At 34.8% G+C, this 19,373-nt stretch carries 29 protein-coding genes; 23 read left to right on the top strand and 6 right to left on the bottom strand.

Annotation, left to right across the window (positions count from 1 at the left end):
• Positions 1-190 precede the first annotated feature (190 nt).
• The 10 genes from comGA to G9F74_RS03080 all read left to right on the top strand — a co-directional run bounded on the left by comGA (position 191) and on the right by G9F74_RS03080 (position 5,809).
• Positions 191-1,234, top strand: a complete 1,044-nt coding sequence (gene comGA, locus G9F74_RS03125) for a competence type IV pilus ATPase ComGA (RefSeq protein WP_001013172.1) — start codon at positions 191-193, stop codon at positions 1,232-1,234.
• On the top strand, positions 1,221-2,258 hold the full coding sequence (comGB, locus tag G9F74_RS03120) for a competence type IV pilus assembly protein ComGB (RefSeq protein ID WP_016109090.1): 1,038 nt from the start codon (positions 1,221-1,223) through the stop codon (positions 2,256-2,258). The genes comGA and comGB overlap by 14 nt, the downstream gene beginning before the upstream one ends.
• A gap of 11 nt (positions 2,259-2,269) precedes the next feature.
• Entirely contained in the window at positions 2,270-2,569 is a 300-nt protein-coding gene (gene comGC / locus G9F74_RS03115) for a competence type IV pilus major pilin ComGC (protein WP_001178691.1), read from the top strand.
• On the top strand, positions 2,566-3,021 hold the full coding sequence (comGD, locus tag G9F74_RS03110; RefSeq protein WP_000810404.1) for a competence type IV pilus minor pilin ComGD: 456 nt from the start codon (positions 2,566-2,568) through the stop codon (positions 3,019-3,021). Before comGC ends, comGD begins: the two co-directional genes overlap by 4 nt.
• Positions 3,014-3,316, top strand: a complete 303-nt coding sequence (locus tag G9F74_RS03105) for a hypothetical protein (RefSeq protein ID WP_000829525.1) — start codon at positions 3,014-3,016, stop codon at positions 3,314-3,316. Before comGD ends, G9F74_RS03105 begins: the two co-directional genes overlap by 8 nt.
• Positions 3,286-3,759, top strand: a complete 474-nt coding sequence (gene comGF, locus G9F74_RS03100) for a competence type IV pilus minor pilin ComGF (protein ID WP_016109089.1) — start codon at positions 3,286-3,288, stop codon at positions 3,757-3,759. Before G9F74_RS03105 ends, comGF begins: the two co-directional genes overlap by 31 nt.
• Complete coding sequence (gene comGG / locus G9F74_RS03095; RefSeq protein WP_000743703.1) at positions 3,756-4,127, top strand: competence type IV pilus minor pilin ComGG; 372 nt, start codon at positions 3,756-3,758, stop codon at positions 4,125-4,127. The genes comGF and comGG overlap by 4 nt, the downstream gene beginning before the upstream one ends.
• Before the next feature lie 174 nt (positions 4,128-4,301).
• On the top strand, positions 4,302-4,952 hold the full coding sequence (locus tag G9F74_RS03090) for a 2OG-Fe(II) oxygenase (RefSeq protein WP_000183875.1): 651 nt from the start codon (positions 4,302-4,304) through the stop codon (positions 4,950-4,952).
• Between the two features lie 120 nt (positions 4,953-5,072).
• The gene (locus tag G9F74_RS03085; protein WP_000836652.1) at positions 5,073-5,570 is read left to right on the top strand and encodes a shikimate kinase; all 498 of its coding nucleotides are present in this window, start codon (positions 5,073-5,075) and stop codon (positions 5,568-5,570) included.
• Between the two features lie 38 nt (positions 5,571-5,608).
• Entirely contained in the window at positions 5,609-5,809 is a 201-nt protein-coding gene (locus G9F74_RS03080) for a YqzE family protein (RefSeq protein WP_000106086.1), read from the top strand.
• 65 nt (positions 5,810-5,874) lie between these two features.
• Here G9F74_RS03080 and G9F74_RS03075 read toward each other — a convergent pair whose 3' ends face one another.
• Both G9F74_RS03075 and G9F74_RS03070 read right to left on the bottom strand, forming a co-directional pair.
• On the bottom strand, positions 5,875-6,507 hold the full coding sequence (locus G9F74_RS03075; protein ID WP_001073100.1) for a VC0807 family protein: 633 nt from the start codon (positions 6,505-6,507) through the stop codon (positions 5,875-5,877).
• A 140-nt stretch (positions 6,508-6,647) separates the two neighbouring features.
• On the bottom strand, positions 6,648-6,764 hold the full coding sequence (locus G9F74_RS03070; RefSeq protein WP_073990725.1) for a GTP pyrophosphokinase: 117 nt from the start codon (positions 6,762-6,764) through the stop codon (positions 6,648-6,650).
• A gap of 72 nt (positions 6,765-6,836) precedes the next feature.
• Between G9F74_RS03070 and G9F74_RS03065 the strand changes: the two genes are divergently transcribed.
• Positions 6,837-7,064 carry a hypothetical protein gene (locus G9F74_RS03065; protein WP_000032702.1) on the top strand — a complete coding sequence of 76 codons (228 nt, stop codon included), beginning with the start codon at positions 6,837-6,839 and terminating at the stop codon, positions 7,062-7,064.
• Between the two features lie 97 nt (positions 7,065-7,161).
• Positions 7,162-7,293, top strand: a complete 132-nt coding sequence (locus tag G9F74_RS29960) for a hypothetical protein (RefSeq protein WP_000064664.1) — start codon at positions 7,162-7,164, stop codon at positions 7,291-7,293.
• A 49-nt stretch (positions 7,294-7,342) separates the two neighbouring features.
• Here the strand turns inward: G9F74_RS29960 and G9F74_RS03060 are convergent, their stop codons facing one another.
• The gene (locus G9F74_RS03060) at positions 7,343-8,137 is read right to left on the bottom strand and encodes a YqhG family protein (protein ID WP_001183954.1); all 795 of its coding nucleotides are present in this window, start codon (positions 8,135-8,137) and stop codon (positions 7,343-7,345) included.
• On the bottom strand, positions 8,124-9,806 hold the full coding sequence (locus tag G9F74_RS03055; RefSeq protein ID WP_001100044.1) for a DEAD/DEAH box helicase: 1,683 nt from the start codon (positions 9,804-9,806) through the stop codon (positions 8,124-8,126). The genes G9F74_RS03060 and G9F74_RS03055 overlap by 14 nt, the downstream gene beginning before the upstream one ends.
• A gap of 390 nt (positions 9,807-10,196) precedes the next feature.
• Between G9F74_RS03055 and gcvT the strand changes: the two genes are divergently transcribed.
• The 11 genes from gcvT to G9F74_RS03000 all read left to right on the top strand — a co-directional run bounded on the left by gcvT (position 10,197) and on the right by G9F74_RS03000 (position 18,775).
• A complete protein-coding gene (gcvT, locus tag G9F74_RS03050) occupies positions 10,197-11,297 on the top strand; it encodes a glycine cleavage system aminomethyltransferase GcvT (protein ID WP_000631761.1) in 1,101 nt (366 codons plus the stop codon).
• Between the two features lie 20 nt (positions 11,298-11,317).
• The gene (gene gcvPA, locus G9F74_RS03045) at positions 11,318-12,661 is read left to right on the top strand and encodes an aminomethyl-transferring glycine dehydrogenase subunit 1 (protein WP_000903224.1); all 1,344 of its coding nucleotides are present in this window, start codon (positions 11,318-11,320) and stop codon (positions 12,659-12,661) included.
• The gene (gcvPB, locus tag G9F74_RS03040; RefSeq protein WP_000795710.1) at positions 12,658-14,133 is read left to right on the top strand and encodes an aminomethyl-transferring glycine dehydrogenase subunit 2; all 1,476 of its coding nucleotides are present in this window, start codon (positions 12,658-12,660) and stop codon (positions 14,131-14,133) included. Before gcvPA ends, gcvPB begins: the two co-directional genes overlap by 4 nt.
• A 442-nt stretch (positions 14,134-14,575) precedes the next feature.
• Complete coding sequence (locus tag G9F74_RS03035) at positions 14,576-14,779, top strand: DUF3929 family protein (protein WP_002039587.1); 204 nt, start codon at positions 14,576-14,578, stop codon at positions 14,777-14,779.
• Between the two features lie 70 nt (positions 14,780-14,849).
• Positions 14,850-15,041, top strand: a complete 192-nt coding sequence (locus G9F74_RS03030; RefSeq protein WP_000535934.1) for a hypothetical protein — start codon at positions 14,850-14,852, stop codon at positions 15,039-15,041.
• A gap of 116 nt (positions 15,042-15,157) precedes the next feature.
• The gene (locus tag G9F74_RS03025) at positions 15,158-15,532 is read left to right on the top strand and encodes a GntR family transcriptional regulator (RefSeq protein ID WP_001021357.1); all 375 of its coding nucleotides are present in this window, start codon (positions 15,158-15,160) and stop codon (positions 15,530-15,532) included.
• A gap of 3 nt (positions 15,533-15,535) precedes the next feature.
• The gene (locus G9F74_RS03020; RefSeq protein ID WP_000891283.1) at positions 15,536-16,408 is read left to right on the top strand and encodes an ABC transporter ATP-binding protein; all 873 of its coding nucleotides are present in this window, start codon (positions 15,536-15,538) and stop codon (positions 16,406-16,408) included.
• Complete coding sequence (locus G9F74_RS03015; protein WP_016109088.1) at positions 16,389-17,057, top strand: ABC-2 transporter permease; 669 nt, start codon at positions 16,389-16,391, stop codon at positions 17,055-17,057. Before G9F74_RS03020 ends, G9F74_RS03015 begins: the two co-directional genes overlap by 20 nt.
• Before the next feature lie 14 nt (positions 17,058-17,071).
• Complete coding sequence (locus G9F74_RS03010; RefSeq protein WP_001186575.1) at positions 17,072-17,704, top strand: ABC-2 transporter permease; 633 nt, start codon at positions 17,072-17,074, stop codon at positions 17,702-17,704.
• 32 nt (positions 17,705-17,736) lie between these two features.
• Positions 17,737-18,333, top strand: a complete 597-nt coding sequence (locus tag G9F74_RS03005) for an ABC-2 transporter permease (protein WP_016109087.1) — start codon at positions 17,737-17,739, stop codon at positions 18,331-18,333.
• A 250-nt stretch (positions 18,334-18,583) separates the two neighbouring features.
• Positions 18,584-18,775, top strand: a complete 192-nt coding sequence (locus G9F74_RS03000; RefSeq protein ID WP_001042435.1) for a hypothetical protein — start codon at positions 18,584-18,586, stop codon at positions 18,773-18,775.
• A gap of 10 nt (positions 18,776-18,785) precedes the next feature.
• On the opposite strand, the gene G9F74_RS02995 is transcribed toward G9F74_RS03000, so the two are convergent.
• Together G9F74_RS02995 and G9F74_RS02990 are read right to left on the bottom strand one after the other, a co-directional pair.
• Positions 18,786-19,043 (bottom strand): DUF3975 family protein, encoded by a 258-nt coding sequence (locus G9F74_RS02995; protein WP_000267969.1) that lies wholly within the window; start codon positions 19,041-19,043, stop codon positions 18,786-18,788.
• Between the two features lie 15 nt (positions 19,044-19,058).
• Entirely contained in the window at positions 19,059-19,373 is a 315-nt protein-coding gene (locus G9F74_RS02990; protein WP_000312621.1) for a DMT family transporter, read from the bottom strand.

Here is a 19,373-nt window from a genome sequence, read left to right as displayed (position 1 = left end):
TTATCACTTTATCCAAGATAATAACATTATAATACAGATAAACTTCCATATAGGTAATTTCAGACAATAATTCGGAAATTGTTCATAATTTCACAAACATAATTTTCCTTTTTATTCAGGTGAAAATACAAAAGTCCCAATTTTTATTGTGCATTTTTTTATGCTATATACATAGTGAGGAGGGAAAATGATGAATGGAATTGAAATTTTTGCGAATACAATTTTGAAAGAAGCGTGTAGGGTACAAGCATCGGACTTACATATTGTGCCCCGGCAGAAGGATGTAGCGGTTCAGCTACGTATAGGAAAAGATTTAATTACGAAACAATGTATTGAAAAGGAGTTTGGAGAAAAACTTGTTTCGCACTTTAAATTTTTGGCATCCATGGATATAGGAGAGAGGCGGAAGCCACAAAATGGTTCATTGTATTTACAAATTGATGGACAAGAAGTGTATTTACGTCTTTCAACACTTCCGACTGTATATCGAGAAAGTCTCGTGATTCGCCTTCATTTACAAGCATCTGTGCAGCCGTTATCTCATCTTTCGTTATTTCCAAGTACGGCGGAAAAACTCCTCTCTTTTTTACGTTATTCACATGGTCTACTCGTATTTACTGGACCGACTGGTTCTGGGAAGACAACGACAATGTATGCATTATTAGAGGTAATTAGAAAAAGGAAAACACGTCGAATTGTAACACTTGAAGACCCAGTTGAAAAAAGAAAAGACGATTTATTACAAATTCAAATAAATGAAAAAGCAGGTATCACATATGAGGCTGGACTAAAGGCTATTTTACGCCATGATCCAGATATTATATTAGTTGGTGAAATCCGAGATGAAGAAACAGCAAAAATAGCTGTAAGAGCAAGTTTAACTGGACATTTAGTAATGACGACCCTGCATACGAATGATGCGAAAGGAGCGATACTCAGATTTATGGATTATGGCATAACGAGGCAAGAAATTGAACAAGCTTTATTGGCTGTAGCTGCACAGCGACTTGTTGAATTAAAGTGTCCATTTTGCAGAGGAAAGTGCTCAATTTTATGTAAATCAATGCGGCAAGTAAGACAAGCAAGCGTTTACGAGTTGTTAGATGGATATGATTTGCAACAAGCGATTAAAGAAGCGAACGGAGAATGTGTTACGTACAAACATGAAACATTAGAATCTTCGATACGAAAAGGGTATGCTTTAGGATTTTTAGAAGAAGATGTTTATGTTTAAGAAAACATGGAGTTTAAGTGAGCAATTAGTATTGTTGAAACGATTAGGAGAACTATTAGAAAAAGGATACTCCCTTTTGCAGGCACTAGAATTTTTACGATTTCAATTACCCATAGAAAAGAAAGTACAATTACAGCATATGATTGAGGGATTAAAAGAGGGGAGAAGTCTACACGATTCATTTCATCAATTAATGTTTCATCAGGAGATGTTAAGTTATTTATTTTATGCTGAGAAACATGGTGATATTTCTTTTGCATTGCAACAAGGGAGCGCACTTCTTTATAAGAAGGATAAGTATAGGAAAGATATGATGAAAATAATGCAGTATCCTATGCTATTAGCATTCTTTTTAATGATTATGCTTGCTGTTTTCAATCTCATCTTATTACCGCAGGTTGAAATGGTGTATAGTTCATTTGGTTCTACAGTGCCGCTATTTACAGAACAAATTTTAAGTGCAATTAAACGAATACCTTACATTATTATTAGCGGTATTCTTATCTTTATTATTGGATGTAGCGTATATTTGTTTTATTTTCGGAAACTCCCACATATTGAACAGGTAAAAATCATGCTTCGTATTCCTCTCATAAAAGTATTTCTTATTTTAAAGCATTCGCATTATTTCTCCACTCAATTGAGTGGTTTATTGTACGGCGGACTATCGGTGCTCGAAGCACTCACAATAATGATGGAGCAAAAATATAATCGATTTTTTCAGTATGAAGCGGCCCGAATTGAACGGCAATTAATTGCAGGAGAATCGTTACAATCTATCATTGCTAAAAGTGGTTATTACGAAAAAGAACTTTCTTATATTATTAGGCATGGACAAGCAAACGGTAATTTGGCAGTTGAATTAGAGGACTATAGCGATCTTGTTATAGAAAAGATGGAACAAAAAATGAAACGTATGTTAGTTATCATTCAACCGATTTTATTTACATGCATTGGAGGAATAGTTGTTCTTATGTATTTAGCGATGATTATGCCGATGTTTCAAATGATGAATTCCATTTAGGAGGCATTTACATGCAGAATGAGGAAGGATTTACTCTGTTAGAGATGTTATTAGTTATGGTTGTTATAACTGTATTATTACTATTAATTATTCCGAATGTAGTGAAGCAGCGCTCATCAGTTCAAGGAAAAGGATGCGCAGCCTATGTGAAATCTATAGAAGCGCAAATACAGGTATATCAATTACAGCATAATAAAATTCCTTCGTTAAAAGAGCTAAGTGACGAAAAATATATTACAACTCATAAGTGTCCGAATGGTGAATCTATTCATATTTCAGATGATGGCACAGTATCAATCGGGACATTGTGAAACAAAAAGGATTTACTCTTTTAGAAATGTTGCTCGTTTTATTTGTAATTTCTGTCTTAAGTATGATTACGTATTTTAATGTTCATTCATTATATGAAAAACAAAAAGTCGAACAATTTTTGAGCCAATTTTCAAATGATATTTTGTATATGCAACAATTAGCGATAAATCGTCAGAAATACTATACGCTACGGTGGTATAAAGAGAAAAACACGTATTACATTGAGGAGTCGGGTACGAATCATTTTATTGTGTCGAGAGACTATGGTAACGATATACAAATTGATTTGCATACATTTCCAAATCCGATGACATATAATCCGAGCGGAAATATTAATAGAGGTGGTACAATTTTACTTTCGTATCGAAGTTATAAATATGAGATTGTATTTCAGCTCGGAAGAGGGAGATTTACGTATCGTGAAATATCAAAAAGGATCCATAATGGCTGAAATGCTTGTATCGTTAAGCATACTAATGATGGCGGTATCGGTACTACTGCCGCAAACAGTATTGGTCATGCAAGAAAGAAAAAATATACAACTCCGCTATAAGGCATTCGTATTATTAAAAAAAGAAGCAGCTTTATATATGTATGAGAATGAGGAAATGCGAGTAAAAGAAAAAATTATAAACGAACTTGTATATTACACATATTGGGGAGGAAGTGAAGTGTGTACTATGTGGAAAGATGTGAAGGGAAGAATGATGGAACAATGTTTTTATGTGGGAGGAAAAATAAATTAGAAGTTGGATTTACATTAATAGAAATGATCGTATGTTTGTTTCTAGTATCACTGTTCTTTTTACTTTTACCGAGTCTTCATTTTATCGGAATGGAGAATAAACACTCAAAAGGATTAAATGAGTGGGAGTGGGATGTGTTTTTAGGCCAAGTACAACTGGAGTTTCGTGAGGTATCGTTTGGGGAACATATAATGGCCCTTGAAAATAAAGGTAGTATTTTACGCTTCCGTTTGCGTAATGGGGATGAAGTGATATATGAAAAAGTGAATAATCATCTTATAAGAAAAGTGAATATGCGTGGAAGGGAAGTTATATTACAAAAGGTTGGCAATGTTTCGTACAAACTAACACCTCATGTGTTCTTTATAAATATGAAAGATACTAGTGGGAAAATACATGAAGGTGTAGTTGTAAGATATAGCGAAATGGAAATAAAGGAATGAAAAAACAAGATGGATTTACAATGCCAGCAACAATCATTTTTTTAATTTTATTAACCTCTTTTTTTGTATACGAAACGAATATGTTGCTTTCTGATAAAAAATTTTATACTGAAATAGAGCAAAAATTTTTAGTGGAAGAGTTGATTAATCGAGCTATTGCAGATATAAAAGTAGACTTACAGAAAACAGAAAGAGATGGTACCTTTTTCTTTCCATATACAAAGGGAAAAGTGAGTGGAAAGTACGAATTTGAAAATGATATGATTCTCGTTTCTTTGCAGTGCGAGACAAAACAAAGAATTTTCTATACGGTGAGCTTTCGGTATAGAAAAAATGATGAGAAAATATTTGATTGGATAGAAGGATGACAGGTAAAGTATGCTGAGTAAAACCATGAATTTCCATTGTGAAGAGCTTCAATTTCTTTTGGGAAATGGATAAATATAACGATCAAAAGTTTAAATTTTCTCAAAAAAGAGAAAGGTAGAAAGAATATGATATATTCATGCTATCCAATCATTTTTTTTAGGGAGAATAGGGAAATGACAAATAACAATCAAATAGGTGAAAATAAAGAACAAACTATTTTTGATCATAAAGGAAATACGATTATGACAGAAGATAGGGAAATACAAATTATTTCGAAATTCGAAGAACCTCTTATCGTCGTATTAGGAAATGTAATAAGTGACGAAGAATGCAACGAATTAATTGAAATGTCTAAAAATAAAATAAAACGTTCTACAATTGGTTCAGCACGTGATGTAAATGATATCCGAACAAGTAGCGGCGCATTTTTGGAAGAGAATGAACTTACTTCGAAGATTGAAAAACGTATTTCATCTATCATGAATGTTCCGGTGACGCATGGAGAAGGATTGCACATTTTAAATTATGAAGTGGATCAACAATATAAAGCGCACTATGATTATTTTGCGGAACATAGTAGATCAGCTGCTAATAATCGTATTAGCACGCTTGTAATGTACTTAAATGATGTAGAAGAAGGCGGAGAAACGTTCTTCCCGAAATTAAATCTTTCTGTACACCCTAGAAAGGGAATGGCAGTATACTTTGAGTATTTTTATCAAGATCAATCACTAAATGAGCTTACGTTACACGGAGGGGCGCCTGTAACGAAAGGCGAGAAATGGATTGCAACGCAGTGGGTGAGAAGAGGTACTTATAGGTAAAAGCGAGTATGTTACGTTTTGTTCTTCTTAGTATAAGAAGAACAAAACGTTTTTTTATTAAACAAAGTAGCATCTTTCGTTATAATAACAATTAATACATGACGATTGAGAGGACAGAAAATGAAATCTATATACATAACCGGCTATATGGGAGCTGGGAAAACAACAATTGGAAAAGCGTTAAGTAAAGAACTTCAAATGGATGTTGTAGATACAGATCAAAAAATCGAAGAGAAGCAAGAGAAGGCAATTCGAAATATTTTTGCAGAAGAAGGCGAAATAACTTTTCGAGAATATGAAAGTGAGATGTTACGTTCACTACCAGTTCATAATGCAATCATTACAACTGGTGGAGGGATTATTGAGCGAGTGGAAAATCGAAAGTGGATGAAAGAGAACGGGACTGTCGTGTATTTATATTGTGATCCGCATGTAATTGCAGAAAGGCTTCGTGAAGATACGACACGTCCACTATTTCAGAAGAAAGATATAGAGGCATTTGTAACGAAATTCGAATCGCGCCGAGCGTATTATGAAGAGGCACATATTCATATCGACACGACAAATAAGTCAGTAAAGCAAATTATGAATGAATTAAAGGAAAAGATTAATGAATAAAAAAGTGGACATACTAATCAAGTAGAGGTGATGATAATATGTCTACTAATGATTATGTTCGCTTTGTGACGCAGCAGTTTGTGTCATATATGGATGCACCAAAAGAAGATCGTAAACAAAAGAAAGAACAACGCCGCTCTGAAAAAGAGCCATTTTTAAATAAATGGTTTGGTGTTATGCCGCTTAGTGCAGCTTTATTTTATCGAAACGTAAAAAATAAAAGGAAAAAATCAAGTTAACTTTTAGTCATATGCCTAGCAAAATGAAAATCCCCTAGTAGCGTTATATACTAGGGGATTTTCATTTACTGTACAGACTCTTTTTCCTCAGTAACCGCATGTATTTTATTGTTCACCCATACGAACCCTATTCCGATGCAAATTGAAATGCCCCAGCCGACAGCAGTCATAATCGCTCTCATTTCACCGTAGCCATCTACACCGAAAACGGAGATGAAATAAATTTTTAAAAAGCTTTTTAATATAAATTGAAGCCCGAAAAATAGCGTTAAATATTGTAGTGCTGGATATATACGACTATCACGATACAGTTCACGACTTTTATCACGGTCATGCCCTTGTAGTGCTGCAATATCTGCTGCGAAATATAACATAAGTGGTTTTTTTATAAAAATTGTACATATGACGATAATACCGAGTACGATGTGATAATACGCATCGTTCCACAACATTCGTTCAGCTGATCCAGATAATAAATCTACCGTCGTATTAGAAATGAGTGTAATTAAAATAAAGAATCCTGTCACGTTAAACTGCTTTTCTTTTTTAAAGGTATACAGTGTATAAATAATCCCCGGAACAGAGGAAATTAACATCGCGTAATAAGGATCAATATAAGGTTTTGCAAATTTCCAAATGAGGAATGGGATTACGAGATAAAAGACAAGATCTAATATAGCTTTTTTATTTTGATTCATACAAATCCTCCTTAAGTCATACATATATTTTATAATATAATTTCTGAAAATTGTATAAGGTTTGATTGGAAAAGAAAAAATATATCAATTTTTGAGGGATTAGTAGATTGAAAAAATTGCCCCTAGCGTAGTAAGTTTTTTTAGTATATAATAAAGGAAACGCTTTCATTTTTGGTTTGTTCACAAAATGGACGGAAAATCACATATGTACTATCGATATGTTGCTTTATAATGAAACTAATTAAATATACGTGCATACAATATTGTGAAATAAATAACATAAATAAAATATATAAATGTAAACGTTATCAAAGAGAGAGGTGGAAACAATGAGTAAATTTTTCTTCAATCATAATCCAGCAACAGTAGAGGATGGAAGGCTTGTTAAGTATGCTGAAATTATTTATGGAGAAGGTGGCCGTTCTGTATTAGAAAATTTAATGGTGAAGGCATCTATCAGATTGCGCGATCGTTATCCGAATAAATCTGACGAACAGATCTCGAACCTCGTAAATAAAGGCATCCATGATATGTTTCAAAAATATGTGAGTGAGTAAGAGTAGCCAATGGCTGCTCTTATTTTTTTGTATAAGGATTGTAACTCTAGCTGAAAATAAACATGTGTTTTGAAAAATGTAAAAAGGAGTGGGAAAGATGAGCAATGGAATTGGACGTTCGAAAGAAAACCTTCCAACTGATGCAAATCATGTGAGCGCAAAGGATCGTGCACAGCAGAAACGTATGGCACAGAAAAAACAGCAAGAGCGTAGTGACGATAGCGAGTAGGATAGAAAATAAATAAAAAAAGCTCCTTCTAAAAACGGAAGGAGCTTTTTTAAGATAGAAAATGATTAGCGGTAACATAAAAGAGGCCACCGTTAATAATTTGCACTGTAATACGTGGTTCATATTGTTCTTGCAAGGCTTGTTTTTCAATTTCATAGCTTTCAGGAAGTTCATCACTATCTTCATAAAAACGATTTAAAAGATCTAAATCGTGATTCCAACGTACCCTCGCTTCTTTCGCCCACGCATGATCATCTTCTGCAATTATATTTTTTAAAGCGTCCTCTATACGTTGTAAGCCGCTTTGAGGCTTAATGATAGGAGAGAGCGTAAAACAAAAGTCAGGTATTTTCGGTGTAAGTTTAATGTTAGTTAATGTTTCATGAAAATTTGCCATCATTGTTCCAGAGATGAGATGAATACCAATGGAATGAAGGATGTCTTTTTTTCGATCACATTGATAAGACACTTTTATATTTACACCGAGCCAAGGATGGAGCGGTGTATGCGTTGCCCCGTTATGCTTTATTTCCTCATATAAACGTATGTAAGAGCCTAATTCTTTCGTTGTCTGGAAAATTTGATGTAGTCGTGGTGAACCGTAGTGAATAAGTTCGCCATCGTTTTCTTCATTTTCTGGATTTGTAATAAGAGTAAGGCGCATCGGATTCGGTACGCCTCCTGTTTTTTCAAGATAGTGCCAATAGAAAGGGCGGTTCATTAATAATTTATCCATCTCAATTGTTAACTGCACATCTAATAGGTGAGGGGAACGTCCTAAAATTTCGCAGTTATTCGCCTCAAAGAAATTGTTTAAGTAATTATGGATTTCATGTTGCTGCATAGCCTTGCACCTCAGCTTCATTTCGCTTCGCAAAGTCGATAATAGATGTTAAGTTTTCCATCTTAATTCGAATTTCTCCTTCGCTTTTTGATTGCGCAAAAATTTCTTGAATATGCGCATCGATGTTTTTCATATTAATTCTTGTTAAAATTTCATCGAGTTCACCGATAACACGCTCAAATAAATTTATTTTTTCATATAACAGTTTCAAAATGTGTTCTTCAACAGTATGCTTTGTAGCTAAGTTATAAATATGAACATCATTTTTTTGACCAAGACGGTGAATACGTCCAATTCTTTGTTCAAGACGCATTGGGTTCCATGGCAAATCATAATTGATCATATGGCTACAAAACTGTAAGTTAATTCCTTCTCCGCCAGCTTCCGTTGCAATTAATACTTGCGCGTGTTTTTGGAAAAGTTCCTTCATCCAATCTTTTTTCCCGCGTTTAAATCCACCGCGGAACGGAACGGAAGAAATGCCGTGCTGCTGTAAAAACCATTGTAAGTACATTTGTGACGCTCGATATTCCGTGAAGATGACGACTTTATCGTCAATTTCTTTTATAAGCTCAAGAGCTTTATTTGCTTTTGAGTTGAATGGAATATGATTAATATTGTCCATTAGCACATCAATATATGGATCTTTTATATATTGTTCATTTTCTTTCTGACGTTTTTCTACATGCTTTTTTAATGAATAGTACACAGCTTCACGGCTACTACATGCCTCGCGCTTTAATGTTAAGGATGAGAAAGCAGATGTGAAGGCATCTCGTCCTCCCCAGTGTTCAATTGCATTATATAAAGCTTGCTCTTCTTTATTAAACTCTACAAAAATTGTACGTACATGCCTCTTCGGCCAATCAATTCCGGTATTATGACGTCTATTTCGGACCATTACTTTGTTAATGAGAGCTTTTAAGTCTTCATCTGATTCGGCTGAACGATTTTTTGAAGCGTAGTATTCTTCAAAGTTGGATTGATTGCCCAAATGTCCTGGTTTTAATAAAGAAACAAGGTTGAAAATTTCATCAATCTTGTTTTGAACAGGAGTAGCTGTTAGTAATAAACAAAACTTCTTTTTTAATCGCTGTGCAAATTCATAGTTTTTTGTTTTATTATTTTTTAGTTTATGTGCTTCATCGATAATAATAAGATCATATTCTAAGTTCAAAACGATATCGCGATGTGGTGAACGTTTTGCAGTATCAATTGATGATACGATCACGTCAGCTTGCTCCCACGAGTAGCTTTTCTTTTGAGCTACAGCTGGAATGAAAAACTTTGTATTTAGTTCGTATGCCCATTGTGACACGAGAGAGGCTGGGACGAGTATGAGTACTTTTTTCACAAGCCCACGCACCATATATTCTTTTAAAATAAGTCCAGCTTCAATTGTTTTTCCAAGCCCTACTTCGTCGGCTAGTATCGCTTTACCGTTCATTTGTTCAATAACATTTTGAGCGACTTCTAATTGATGAGGAAGCGGTGTGAAATGGGATAAGTGCTTCGGTGCTTGTAGTCCATCGAAAGTAGGAACAAGTAACGATTTTTCTGTTTCATAAGCTAAATGGTATAAATCCCAGTTTGTCCAAGGACCATCTTCTTCAATTCTATTTAAAAAATTGTTTTGCCACGTCCGATCTACGGAAATATCAACATTCATTACGACTCTCCCACCTTTTATAAGTTAAAGTAATTATTTTTTACATGTATAATGATTCGCCTTGAAAGAAGGCTTTGTTATCGTTATTAAAGGCTATATGATAGACAATAATAAGCATTAAATCTCAAAAGTTGTATTTAGTAAGATTAAGAATGAAAAATTCTAAATTATTTTTTATGCTAGAATATTGATGAAATATAGCGAATGATGTTAGGATAATGGTGTGAAATGTGTGGAATCTTTCGTATTTTATCCAAGAAAGTACTTTTTTATTTACGCTTTCATAAAAAAATATAGTGAGATTCCGTATATCCTATCTTTTCAGAATGAAAATGTTTAGATATGGGAAGCAACTTTTATTGATTTGTCAGAGCATAAGGGGGAAAGAGCATGATTACATTACAACGTACACCGTTATTTGATGTATACGCGAAGTATGGTGGGAAAACAATCGACTTTGGTGGCTGGGAATTACCAGTTCAATTTTCAAGCATTAAAGAAGAACACGAAGCTGTACGTACAGCGGCAGGTTTGTTCGATGTGTCTCATATGGGAGAAGTTGAGGTAAAAGGTGTAGATAGTTTAGCATTTTTACAACGTGTTGTTACAAATGACGTATCTACCTTAAAGGTAGGAGGCGCACAATATACAGCTATGTGCTACGAAAATGGTGGTACAGTAGATGATTTATTAATCTACAAACGTGGTGAAGAAGACTATTTATTAGTAATCAATGCATCAAATATCGAGAAAGATTACGAATGGTTAGCAAGTCATGTAATTGGCGATGCGAAAGTAGTCAATGTTTCTAGTGAAGTTGCGCAGCTTGCAATTCAAGGACCAAAAGCAGAAGGCATTTTACAAAAAGTTGTGTCAGAAGATTTGAAAGAAATTAAGTTCTTTAAATTTAAAAACGATATTCTTGTAGATGGAATTCCTGCACTTGTATCTCGTACAGGTTACACAGGTGAAGACGGATTCGAAATTTACTGTAAGAGTGAAGATGCTGCAAAACTTTGGGAGAAACTTCTTGAAGTTGGAGCAGAAGAGGGCTTAAAAGCATGTGGTTTAGGTGCTCGTGATACACTTCGCTTTGAAGCAACACTTCCGTTATACGGACAAGAATTATCAAAAGATATTACACCGATTGAAGCAGGAATTGGCTTTGCGGTAAAACCAAACAAAGAAGCAGATTTCTTTGGAAAAGAAACGTTAAAAGAGCAAAAAGAAAACGGTGCATCTCGTAAATTAGTCGGCATCGAAGTGATCGAACGCGGTATTCCTCGTACGCATTACCCTGTATTTGTAGGAGAAGAAAAAATCGGGGAAGTAACGAGTGGTACACAATCTCCAACGTTAAAGAAAAGCATTGGTTTAGCACTAATTGATGTAAAATACGCAGCAGTTGATACAGAAGTAGAAATTGAAATTCGTAATAAACGCGTCAAAGCAGTAGTTGTTCCAACACCATTTTATAAACGTTCAAAGTAACGGGGAGAGGGGTAGATTTCATGTTGCATCGTTATCTTCCAATGACAGAAGAAGACAAAAAAGAAATGTTACAAACGATCGGCGTTCAAACGATCGACGAATTATTCTCTGATATTCCAGAGAGTGTTCGTTTTAAAGGGGATTTAAAAATTAAAGAAGCAAAATCAGAGCCAGAGCTTTTAAAAGAGCTATCTCAAATGGCTGGTAAAAATGCTAATTTAAAAGAATATGCTTCTTTCTTAGGAGCAGGCGTATACGATCATTATGCTCCAGTAATTGTTGATCATGTTATTTCTCGTTCAGAGTTTTATACTGCTTACACGCCATACCAACCAGAAATTTCACAAGGGGAATTACAAGCAATCTTTGAATTCCAAACAATGATTTGTGAATTAACAGGAATGGATGTAGCAAACTCTTCTATGTATGACGGAGGTACAGCTTTAGCTGAAGCGGCAATGTTAGCGGCTGGCCATACTCGTAAAAAGAAAATTCTTGTATCTAGTGCAGTGCACCCAGAATCAAGAGCAGTACTTGAAACTTATGCAAAAGGTCAACATCTAGAAGTTGTTGAAATTAATCATAAAGATGGTGTAACAGATTTAGACGTATTACAAAGCGAAGTAGACGATACAGTTGCTTGTGTAATCGTTCAATATCCAAACTTCTTCGGACAAGTTGAAAAGTTAGCTGATATTGAAAAAATCGTTCATCAACAAAAATCATTATTTATCGTTTCTTCAAATCCGTTATCATTAGGCGCATTAACACCACCAGGGAAATTCGGTGCTGACATTGTAATCGGTGATGCACAACCATTCGGTATTCCAACACAGTTTGGTGGACCACACTGTGGTTACTTTGCAACAACGAAAGCATTTATGCGTAAAATTCCAGGACGTCTTGTCGGACAAACGGTAGATTCAGATGGTAAACGTGGATTTGTATTAACGCTACAAGCACGTGAACAGCATATTCGTCGTGACAAAGCGACATCTAACATTTGTTCAAACCAAGCGTTAAATGCATTAGCAGCTTCTGTTGCAATGACGGCACTTGGAAAACAAGGTGTGAAAGAAATGGCACGTCAAAATATTTCTAAAGCACAATATGCAAAACGTCAATTCGAAGCGAAAGGCTTCACAGCTACATTTGCTGGACCATTCTTCAATGAATTCGTTGTAGATTGCAAACGTCCAGTGAAAGAAGTAAACGACGCATTACTACAAAAGAATATTATCGGTGGTTATGATCTAGGCCGTGATTATAAAGAATTAGAAAATCATATGCTGTTAGCAGTAACTGAGCTTCGTACAAAAGAGGAAATTGACACACTTGTAAACGAAATGGGGGCTATCCAATGAAGAACCAAGACCAAGCACTTATTTTTGAAGTGACTAAAGAAGGACGCGTAGGATATAGCTTACCCAAATTAGATGTAGAAGAAGTGAAACTAGAAGATGTATTTGAGAGCGATTATATTCGAGTAGAAGATGCAGAGCTACCAGAAGTATCTGAACTTGACATTATGCGCCACTATACAGCACTTTCAAACCGTAACCACGGCGTGGATTCTGGATTCTATCCACTTGGATCTTGTACGATGAAATATAATCCGAAAATTAATGAGAATGTAGCTCGTTTTGCAGGATTTGCAAATATTCATCCACTTCAAGATGAAAAGACAGTACAAGGTGCAATGGAATTAATGTACGACTTACAAGAGCATTTAATTGAAATTACAGGTATGGATACTGTTACATTACAACCAGCAGCAGGTGCACACGGAGAATGGACAGGTTTAATGTTAATTCGTGCCTACCATGAAGCAAATGGTGACTTTAACCGTACGAAAGTAATTGTTCCTGACTCTGCTCACGGAACGAATCCAGCATCTGCAACTGTAGCTGGTTTTGAAACAATTACAGTAAAATCGAATGAACATGGTCTTGTTGACTTAGAAGATTTAAAACGTGTTGTAAACGAAGAAACAGCAGCACTTATGTTAACAAATCCCAATACATTAGGTCTATTCGAAGAAAATATTTTAGAAATGGCTGAAATCGTCCATAATGCAGGCGGTAAATTATACTATGATGGTGCAAACTTAAATGCGGTATTAAGCCAAGCGCGCCCAGGAGATATGGGATTTGACGTTGTGCATTTAAACCTTCATAAAACATTTACAGGTCCGCATGGCGGTGGTGGTCCAGGTTCTGGTCCAGTAGGTGTGAAAGCGGATTTAATTCCGTACTTACCAAAACCAATTTTAGAGAAAACGGAAAATGGCTACCACTTCAATTACGATCGTCCAGAAGCAATTGGGCGTGTGAAACCATTCTATGGTAACTTCGGTATTAACGTTCGTGCATACACATACATTCGTTCTATGGGTCCAGATGGACTACGTGCAGTAACTGAGTATGCTGTATTAAATGCGAATTATATGATGAGAAGATTAGCGCCGTTCTATGATCTTCCGTTCGATAGACATTGTAAGCATGAATTTGTATTATCAGGTCGTCGTCAAAAGAAACTTGGTGTACGTACATTAGATATTGCAAAACGTCTGCTTGATTTCGGTTACCACCCACCAACAATTTACTTCCCATTAAATGTGGAAGAATGTATTATGATTGAACCGACAGAAACAGAATCAAAAGAAACGTTAGATGGTTTCATTGATAAGATGATTCAAATCGCTAAAGAAGTAGAAGAAAATCCAGAAGTTGTACAAGAAGCACCGCACACTACAGTTATTAAACGTTTAGACGAAACGATGGCTGCTCGTAAACCTGTTTTACGTTATGAAAAGCTTGCTCCTGTACAAGTTTGATTAGAATAAAAAAGAACTCGCTACATGCGGGTTCTTTTTTTGTTTGGAGAATTTGTCCCGCTATTTGTGGACAGTAAAACTCCCAACTCAAAACTTAGCTGGTGCAAAGAAGCCAGGTGGGAGATAAACTGTCCGTAAATGCCCGATTGGTGAAGGCTAATAATCAGTGGGGATGAACAAAAATCCCTACTGATTAAAGTTTCACTTTATGCAGAAATAGTGAAGAAAATGTTAAAACTTTATATTTTTTGTTTCATAATTGTGTAAAGATGTAGTTTTATAGGTAGTTTTGTTGAAAAAGTCGGTTTGATAAAAGTATTTATTTTTGTTAGAATTTTATTGAAATTAAGAAGATGTGATGAGGCAAAAATTACTCATTTTTATGTATATGTGAAAAAACGAGCAAGGCGGGGGTGAAAGTGTGGGATATCGATGTTATAGAATGGTATACCATTTAGAAAATGGAGAAACAATTAAAGATGTAAAAGAATTTTGCTATCGAGACCAAGGAAAAGTGTTAGAAAGAGTAGCACATCGTGTAATGGATAATAGAGAAGTGACGGCGATTGATAAACAAGGAACAATCATTTCAATAGCATGTGAGGACATTGTAAAGGTAGAACTTGATTACATAAAAGAAAGTTAACCTTGAGTCATATCGAATTATTCGATAAAATATACTGTTGAATGGTGCAGAGAGTAGAGAGGAGTTTATCATGGGTAGTACAAGACACTTTTATATGTTTATTTTAGCGTTTGTTCTTGTTGTGGCGTTAACGATTTATTTAATTGTTGATAGCAGCTGGTACAATACAGTTCATCCGGCATTCCTTCTGTTTATGTATGTAGGAATTGCGGTTGTTAGTTTCGGAATGAGAGACGAAATGTTAGATCGCTTTGAAAAGTGATACATATACGAAAGACCAACAGGAAAATGTTGGTCTTTTTTTCTTGCCAAAAATAGGATGGTGTGTATATACTGTATATATAAGATATATACAGTATATACACACTGGAGGAAAACATGAATATTATTATTTCGAATTCTTCCCAAGACCCTATTTATGTACAAATAAGGAAACAATTAAGCCAGCTTATTTTAAATGGTGGTTTAAAGGGGGGAGACCAACTGCCGTCTATTCGTAGCTTAGCGAAGGAATTACAAATTAGTGTAATTACAACGAAGCGTGCGTACGAGGAACTTGAAAAAGAAGGATATATAGAAACTGTTGCTGGGAAGGGGACTTATGTTTCACGTAAAAACAATGAACTATTAAAAGAACAGCGCTTACGTTTATTGGAAAGTAAGGCTGAAGAAATTGTGAGAGAAAGTAAAGTGTTGCAGCTTTCACTTGAAGATTTACAGCAGATGATTGCGTGTTTATATGAGGGGGAATAAGGAATGTTAGAGCTAAAAAACGTTTGTAAAAGATATCAAGATTTTGCAGTGAAAAATATAAGTTTTACGCTGCCACGTGGATATATTATGGGATTTGTCGGACCGAATGGTGCTGGGAAAAGTACGACGATCAAAATGATTATGAATTTAATTAGAAAAGAGAGCGGCGATATACAAATTTTTGGCAAGGACAATAAGAAAGCAGAAAAGGAAATAAAACAAAATATCGGCTTTGTATATGATGAAAATCATTACTACGAAGATTTAACGTGTGAACAAATGAAGCGTATTATTGCACCGCTATATAAAAAGTGGGACGAATGTCAGTATCAATCGTATATGGAGAGATTACAAGTTCCAAAGTATAAAAAAATTAAAGAGTTATCTAAAGGGATGAAAATGAAATTTGCGATTGCCATCGCGCTTTCGCATCATGCAGAGTTTATTATTATGGATGAACCAACAGCAGGATTGGACCCAGTTGTTCGAAGTGAATTGCTTGATATATTGCAAGAAATTGTAATGGAAGATGAAGTATCTGTATTATTCTCAACGCACATTACAACAGACTTAGAGCGCATCGCAGATTATATTACTTTTATCAACGATGGGGAAATTATATTTACTGGTGAGAAAGATGAATTAATGGAGAGCTACGTAATCGTAAAGGGAAGTAATGATTTATTGGATCGAGAAGGAAAAGAGCTATTTGTTGGATTACGAAAAAATAAATTTGGTTTTGAAGGTTTAGCGAAGGATAAACAAGTAATTATCGATTGGTTTGGAAATGAGGTTGTACTAGAAAAGCCTACATTAGATGATATTATCGTTTACACTGCGAAAGGGAGAGGTGCCTATGCGTCAGCTCATCTATAAAGATTTGTTCTTTTTTCGGGTAACTTGGTTAGTGAATCTTATTATGCCCCTTATGTTCTTTTTACTTGAGCCCGGGAGTGAATTGTTATTTCCGATGAGTTGTCTATTTATAACCCTTTCCTCCGTTATGACGCTAATCTATATGGATGAAAGGAATAAAAGTGACATTGTAATAAATAGTTTACCGTTAAGTCGAAAGGATATCATAATTGCTAGATATATTTCCTGTGCAATATTTATTGTAGGTGGCATGCTCTCTACGATGTTAGTTGTTTTTCTTATAAGAGGCATTGTGGTCATCGGTGATATCGGTGCATATCATCCTAATCTATACATTGAAATTCCGTGGTATGAAGTAATAAATGGAGCTGTTTACGCCGTATTTTTGGTTGTCACGTTTTTCCCTAGTTATTATGGTACAAAGTCGAAGGTAGTAAGAAGTATAGTATCAGCAGCCTCAATAGGAGTCGGAGGGATACTTTGGATATTTATTAGTGATGAGATCAATGGAATAGCACCTTCATTCATTGAGTGGATTATGAATCCTATGCATATTGGTGTATTTATAGTTGGATTCATTACATTAGTTAGTATTTATATCGCTTCTATGTTTCTAACAATTAAAATTTATGGAGCCCGTGATTTATAGAGAGGAGAATTCATATGCAACAGTTAATTTTGAAGGAGTTTTTCTTACAGAAGAAGATGATTCCTTTCTATTTTTTAATACCCGTTTTATCGATTTTTAGGAATTCTGTAGAACCGATGGGGATTGCAATAGGATTATTTATGACATGTAGTATGATTATATATATTTCTTTTTATTATGAAGAAAAAAGTAAAACAGAAAAAGTATTAGTGAGTTTGCCTATAACGAGAAAAGAGATAGTTATAGCTAAATATATTTCAACTACATTATTTATTATAGTCGGTTTGAGTACAACTTTTATAGTCGTAATATTAGGAAATATTTTGTTGGACAGAGATATAGTCATTCCTGGATATGCAATGTTTTCAGCAATAGTAGCAACTTTGATTTATTGTGTGATAATGATACCTACTAATTACATCGGAGGAAATAAAGCTACTACTGTCTTGTATGTAATTATGATTTTTCCTTTAATAGGTATGATTGGCCTTATGTGTAATGTTTTTGGTGATAAAACAATTATGTTAAAAGTACTTCACTCTGAGGATGCTACAGTAGCGATGAGTGTTCTTGGTATCGGAGTGTTAGTAAGTATAGTCATATCAATGTTACTCTCAATGAAAATGTTTCAAGAGGCAGAGTTATAGAAGTGGCATTTTCATGTTAGGAGGTGTAATACATGATTAAGCAATTAATTTTAAAAGATTTCATCATTCAATGGAAATTTTTAATTTGGTACATACTGTATCCTATTTTCTTTTATATGGCCTTAACAGATACGGAAAATCTGTTCATAATTATGTCAGTAATTATTACAATTGGGGCAACAGTAAAAACATTTGAAGCAGATAGTAAAAATGAGAGTGAAGTGATAGTAAATAGTTTACCAATATTGAGAAAACAAATTGTGTATGCGAAATATATAGTAGCAATTATTATTCTTTTTATAAGTGTAATAGTCGGTTGTTTCACGATGGGAATGAAGAATGGGGTTAACCTATTTGAATTTATTGAAACGACAATGGTTGCTAGTATTAGCTTTATTTTAATATATTTAAGCTTGGCTTTACCGATATCATTTTGGCTAGCATATAAAAAAGCTATTTTTATTACGCTTTTCATGCTAATAGCACCGACAGCCATTTGTACTATGTTCTTTGAAATCAACCTGGAACAAATCCAACTATATAACAGTTTATTATTCGTTAGTTCAATATGCATGTTCATAGTATCTGCCTTCGTTTCAATGAAATTGTATGAGAAGAGAGAATTTTAAAAGGTGCCTCATAAAAGGCACCTTCTTCAATATCGACAATATGAAAGTAAGAGTTTATAAACAGAGAGGCTATTCGGTACAACATCTTTTGGAGTATGTAATATAAAGCTGAAAACGATAATGAGAATGAGAAAGAGGAAAAATAAAAATAGGATCTGTTTATGTATAGAATTTTGCATAGGATCCACTCCTTTTTTAGGTAGTATGTCCAAAAGGAAGGAGTGTATGAAAAATTTTAGGAGGGAGAATGATGAACAAAAGGAAATGGTTATATAGAATAGGAATACTTTTAGTTTCAATTGGTTGCATATTAGCAAACTTTTATTCGGATATACCAATGCTATTTCCTAGTTTGCATAAAGGAATTGGTATGAGTGTTGTCGTAGTTGGTCTGCTTTGTCTTATCACATCAAACTTCTATAGAAAGTCTGAATCTATATAAAAAAGGACAGTTACTCTTTTTCAGAGTAACTGTCCTTTTTAAATAACTTATTATATAGCTTGGCGATACTCCATATAATTACGATTGCAATGGAGGCGATAATGGACCAAACGATAGATAAAATTTCAAGTGTCATGTTCGGAAGGAATGCAAGAATGGATAATACTTTATGAAACAACCATTCTATTATATGAAAACTTACTTGCAGTAGAATGGCGATCACGAGTGTGATCCATGCTAACATTTGTTTTCCTTTTTCTCTCCACATGACATTCACCTCACGTTAGCTTAATAGTTTTAAGCCAACAGCGCCGCATAGAATGCAGCTTAAGAAGGCAAGACGACGCCAATCCGCTGATTCTCGGAAAATAAGAATGCCTAGAAGTGCACTTCCGGCAGTTCCGATTCCAGTCCAAATCGCGTAAGCAGTTCCCATCGGTAATGTGTCCATCGCAAGGGATAAGAAGAAGAAGCTTACGCCGAAGTTAGCGATTAAAATAACTTTTGGTGCCCAGCCTTTCTTTTCAGTGGCTACTTTCATAAAGAGTACACCAATAATTTCACAAATACCAGCTAGAATTAAAAATACCCAAGCCAT

Source organism: Bacillus sp. EKM202B (genome assembly GCF_011066025.1).
GTDB classification, from domain to species: domain Bacteria; phylum Bacillota; class Bacilli; order Bacillales; family Bacillaceae_G; genus Bacillus_A; species Bacillus_A toyonensis.
Note: the sequence above shows the minus strand (reverse complement) of the source record. Positions and strands in the feature narration are given on the sequence as shown.

Excerpts from the sequence above, each read along its gene's own strand:
- G9F74_RS03060 (WP_001183954.1), bottom strand. The coding sequence starts at position 8,137 with ATGCAGCAACATGAAATCCATAATTACTTAAACAATTTCTTTGAGGCG.
- G9F74_RS03020 (WP_000891283.1), top strand. The coding sequence starts at position 15,536 with ATGTTAGAGCTAAAAAACGTTTGTAAAAGATATCAAGATTTTGCAGTG.
- G9F74_RS02995 (WP_000267969.1), bottom strand. The coding sequence starts at position 19,043 with ATGTGGAGAGAAAAAGGAAAACAAATGTTAGCATGGATCACACTCGTG.
- comGG (WP_000743703.1), top strand. The coding sequence starts at position 3,756 with ATGAAAAAACAAGATGGATTTACAATGCCAGCAACAATCATTTTTTTA.
- G9F74_RS03080 (WP_000106086.1), top strand. The coding sequence starts at position 5,609 with ATGTCTACTAATGATTATGTTCGCTTTGTGACGCAGCAGTTTGTGTCA.
- G9F74_RS03015 (WP_016109088.1), top strand. The coding sequence starts at position 16,389 with ATGCGTCAGCTCATCTATAAAGATTTGTTCTTTTTTCGGGTAACTTGG.
- G9F74_RS29960 (WP_000064664.1), top strand. The coding sequence starts at position 7,162 with ATGAGCAATGGAATTGGACGTTCGAAAGAAAACCTTCCAACTGATGCA.
- G9F74_RS03000 (WP_001042435.1), top strand. The coding sequence starts at position 18,584 with ATGAACAAAAGGAAATGGTTATATAGAATAGGAATACTTTTAGTTTCA.
- G9F74_RS03025 (WP_001021357.1), top strand. The coding sequence starts at position 15,158 with ATGAATATTATTATTTCGAATTCTTCCCAAGACCCTATTTATGTACAA.
- G9F74_RS03065 (WP_000032702.1), top strand. The coding sequence starts at position 6,837 with ATGAGTAAATTTTTCTTCAATCATAATCCAGCAACAGTAGAGGATGGA.
- G9F74_RS03035 (WP_002039587.1), top strand. The coding sequence starts at position 14,576 with ATGGTATACCATTTAGAAAATGGAGAAACAATTAAAGATGTAAAAGAA.
- gcvT (WP_000631761.1), top strand. The coding sequence starts at position 10,197 with ATGATTACATTACAACGTACACCGTTATTTGATGTATACGCGAAGTAT.
- G9F74_RS03030 (WP_000535934.1), top strand. The coding sequence starts at position 14,850 with ATGGGTAGTACAAGACACTTTTATATGTTTATTTTAGCGTTTGTTCTT.
- G9F74_RS03105 (WP_000829525.1), top strand. The coding sequence starts at position 3,014 with ATGGCTGAAATGCTTGTATCGTTAAGCATACTAATGATGGCGGTATCG.
- gcvPA (WP_000903224.1), top strand. The coding sequence starts at position 11,318 with ATGTTGCATCGTTATCTTCCAATGACAGAAGAAGACAAAAAAGAAATG.
- G9F74_RS03090 (WP_000183875.1), top strand. The coding sequence starts at position 4,302 with ATGACAAATAACAATCAAATAGGTGAAAATAAAGAACAAACTATTTTT.
- G9F74_RS02990 (WP_000312621.1), bottom strand. The coding sequence starts at position 19,373 with ATGGCTTGGGTATTTTTAATTCTAGCTGGTATTTGTGAAATTATTGGT.
- comGF (WP_016109089.1), top strand. The coding sequence starts at position 3,286 with ATGTTTTTATGTGGGAGGAAAAATAAATTAGAAGTTGGATTTACATTA.
- comGC (WP_001178691.1), top strand. The coding sequence starts at position 2,270 with ATGCAGAATGAGGAAGGATTTACTCTGTTAGAGATGTTATTAGTTATG.
- G9F74_RS03075 (WP_001073100.1), bottom strand. The coding sequence starts at position 6,507 with ATGAATCAAAATAAAAAAGCTATATTAGATCTTGTCTTTTATCTCGTA.
- G9F74_RS03005 (WP_016109087.1), top strand. The coding sequence starts at position 17,737 with ATGATTAAGCAATTAATTTTAAAAGATTTCATCATTCAATGGAAATTT.
- G9F74_RS03010 (WP_001186575.1), top strand. The coding sequence starts at position 17,072 with ATGCAACAGTTAATTTTGAAGGAGTTTTTCTTACAGAAGAAGATGATT.
- comGA (WP_001013172.1), top strand. The coding sequence starts at position 191 with ATGAATGGAATTGAAATTTTTGCGAATACAATTTTGAAAGAAGCGTGT.
- G9F74_RS03085 (WP_000836652.1), top strand. The coding sequence starts at position 5,073 with ATGAAATCTATATACATAACCGGCTATATGGGAGCTGGGAAAACAACA.
- comGB (WP_016109090.1), top strand. The coding sequence starts at position 1,221 with ATGTTTATGTTTAAGAAAACATGGAGTTTAAGTGAGCAATTAGTATTG.
- G9F74_RS03070 (WP_073990725.1), bottom strand. The coding sequence starts at position 6,764 with ATGCACGTATATTTAATTAGTTTCATTATAAAGCAACATATCGATAGT.
- G9F74_RS03055 (WP_001100044.1), bottom strand. The coding sequence starts at position 9,806 with ATGAATGTTGATATTTCCGTAGATCGGACGTGGCAAAACAATTTTTTA.
- gcvPB (WP_000795710.1), top strand. The coding sequence starts at position 12,658 with ATGAAGAACCAAGACCAAGCACTTATTTTTGAAGTGACTAAAGAAGGA.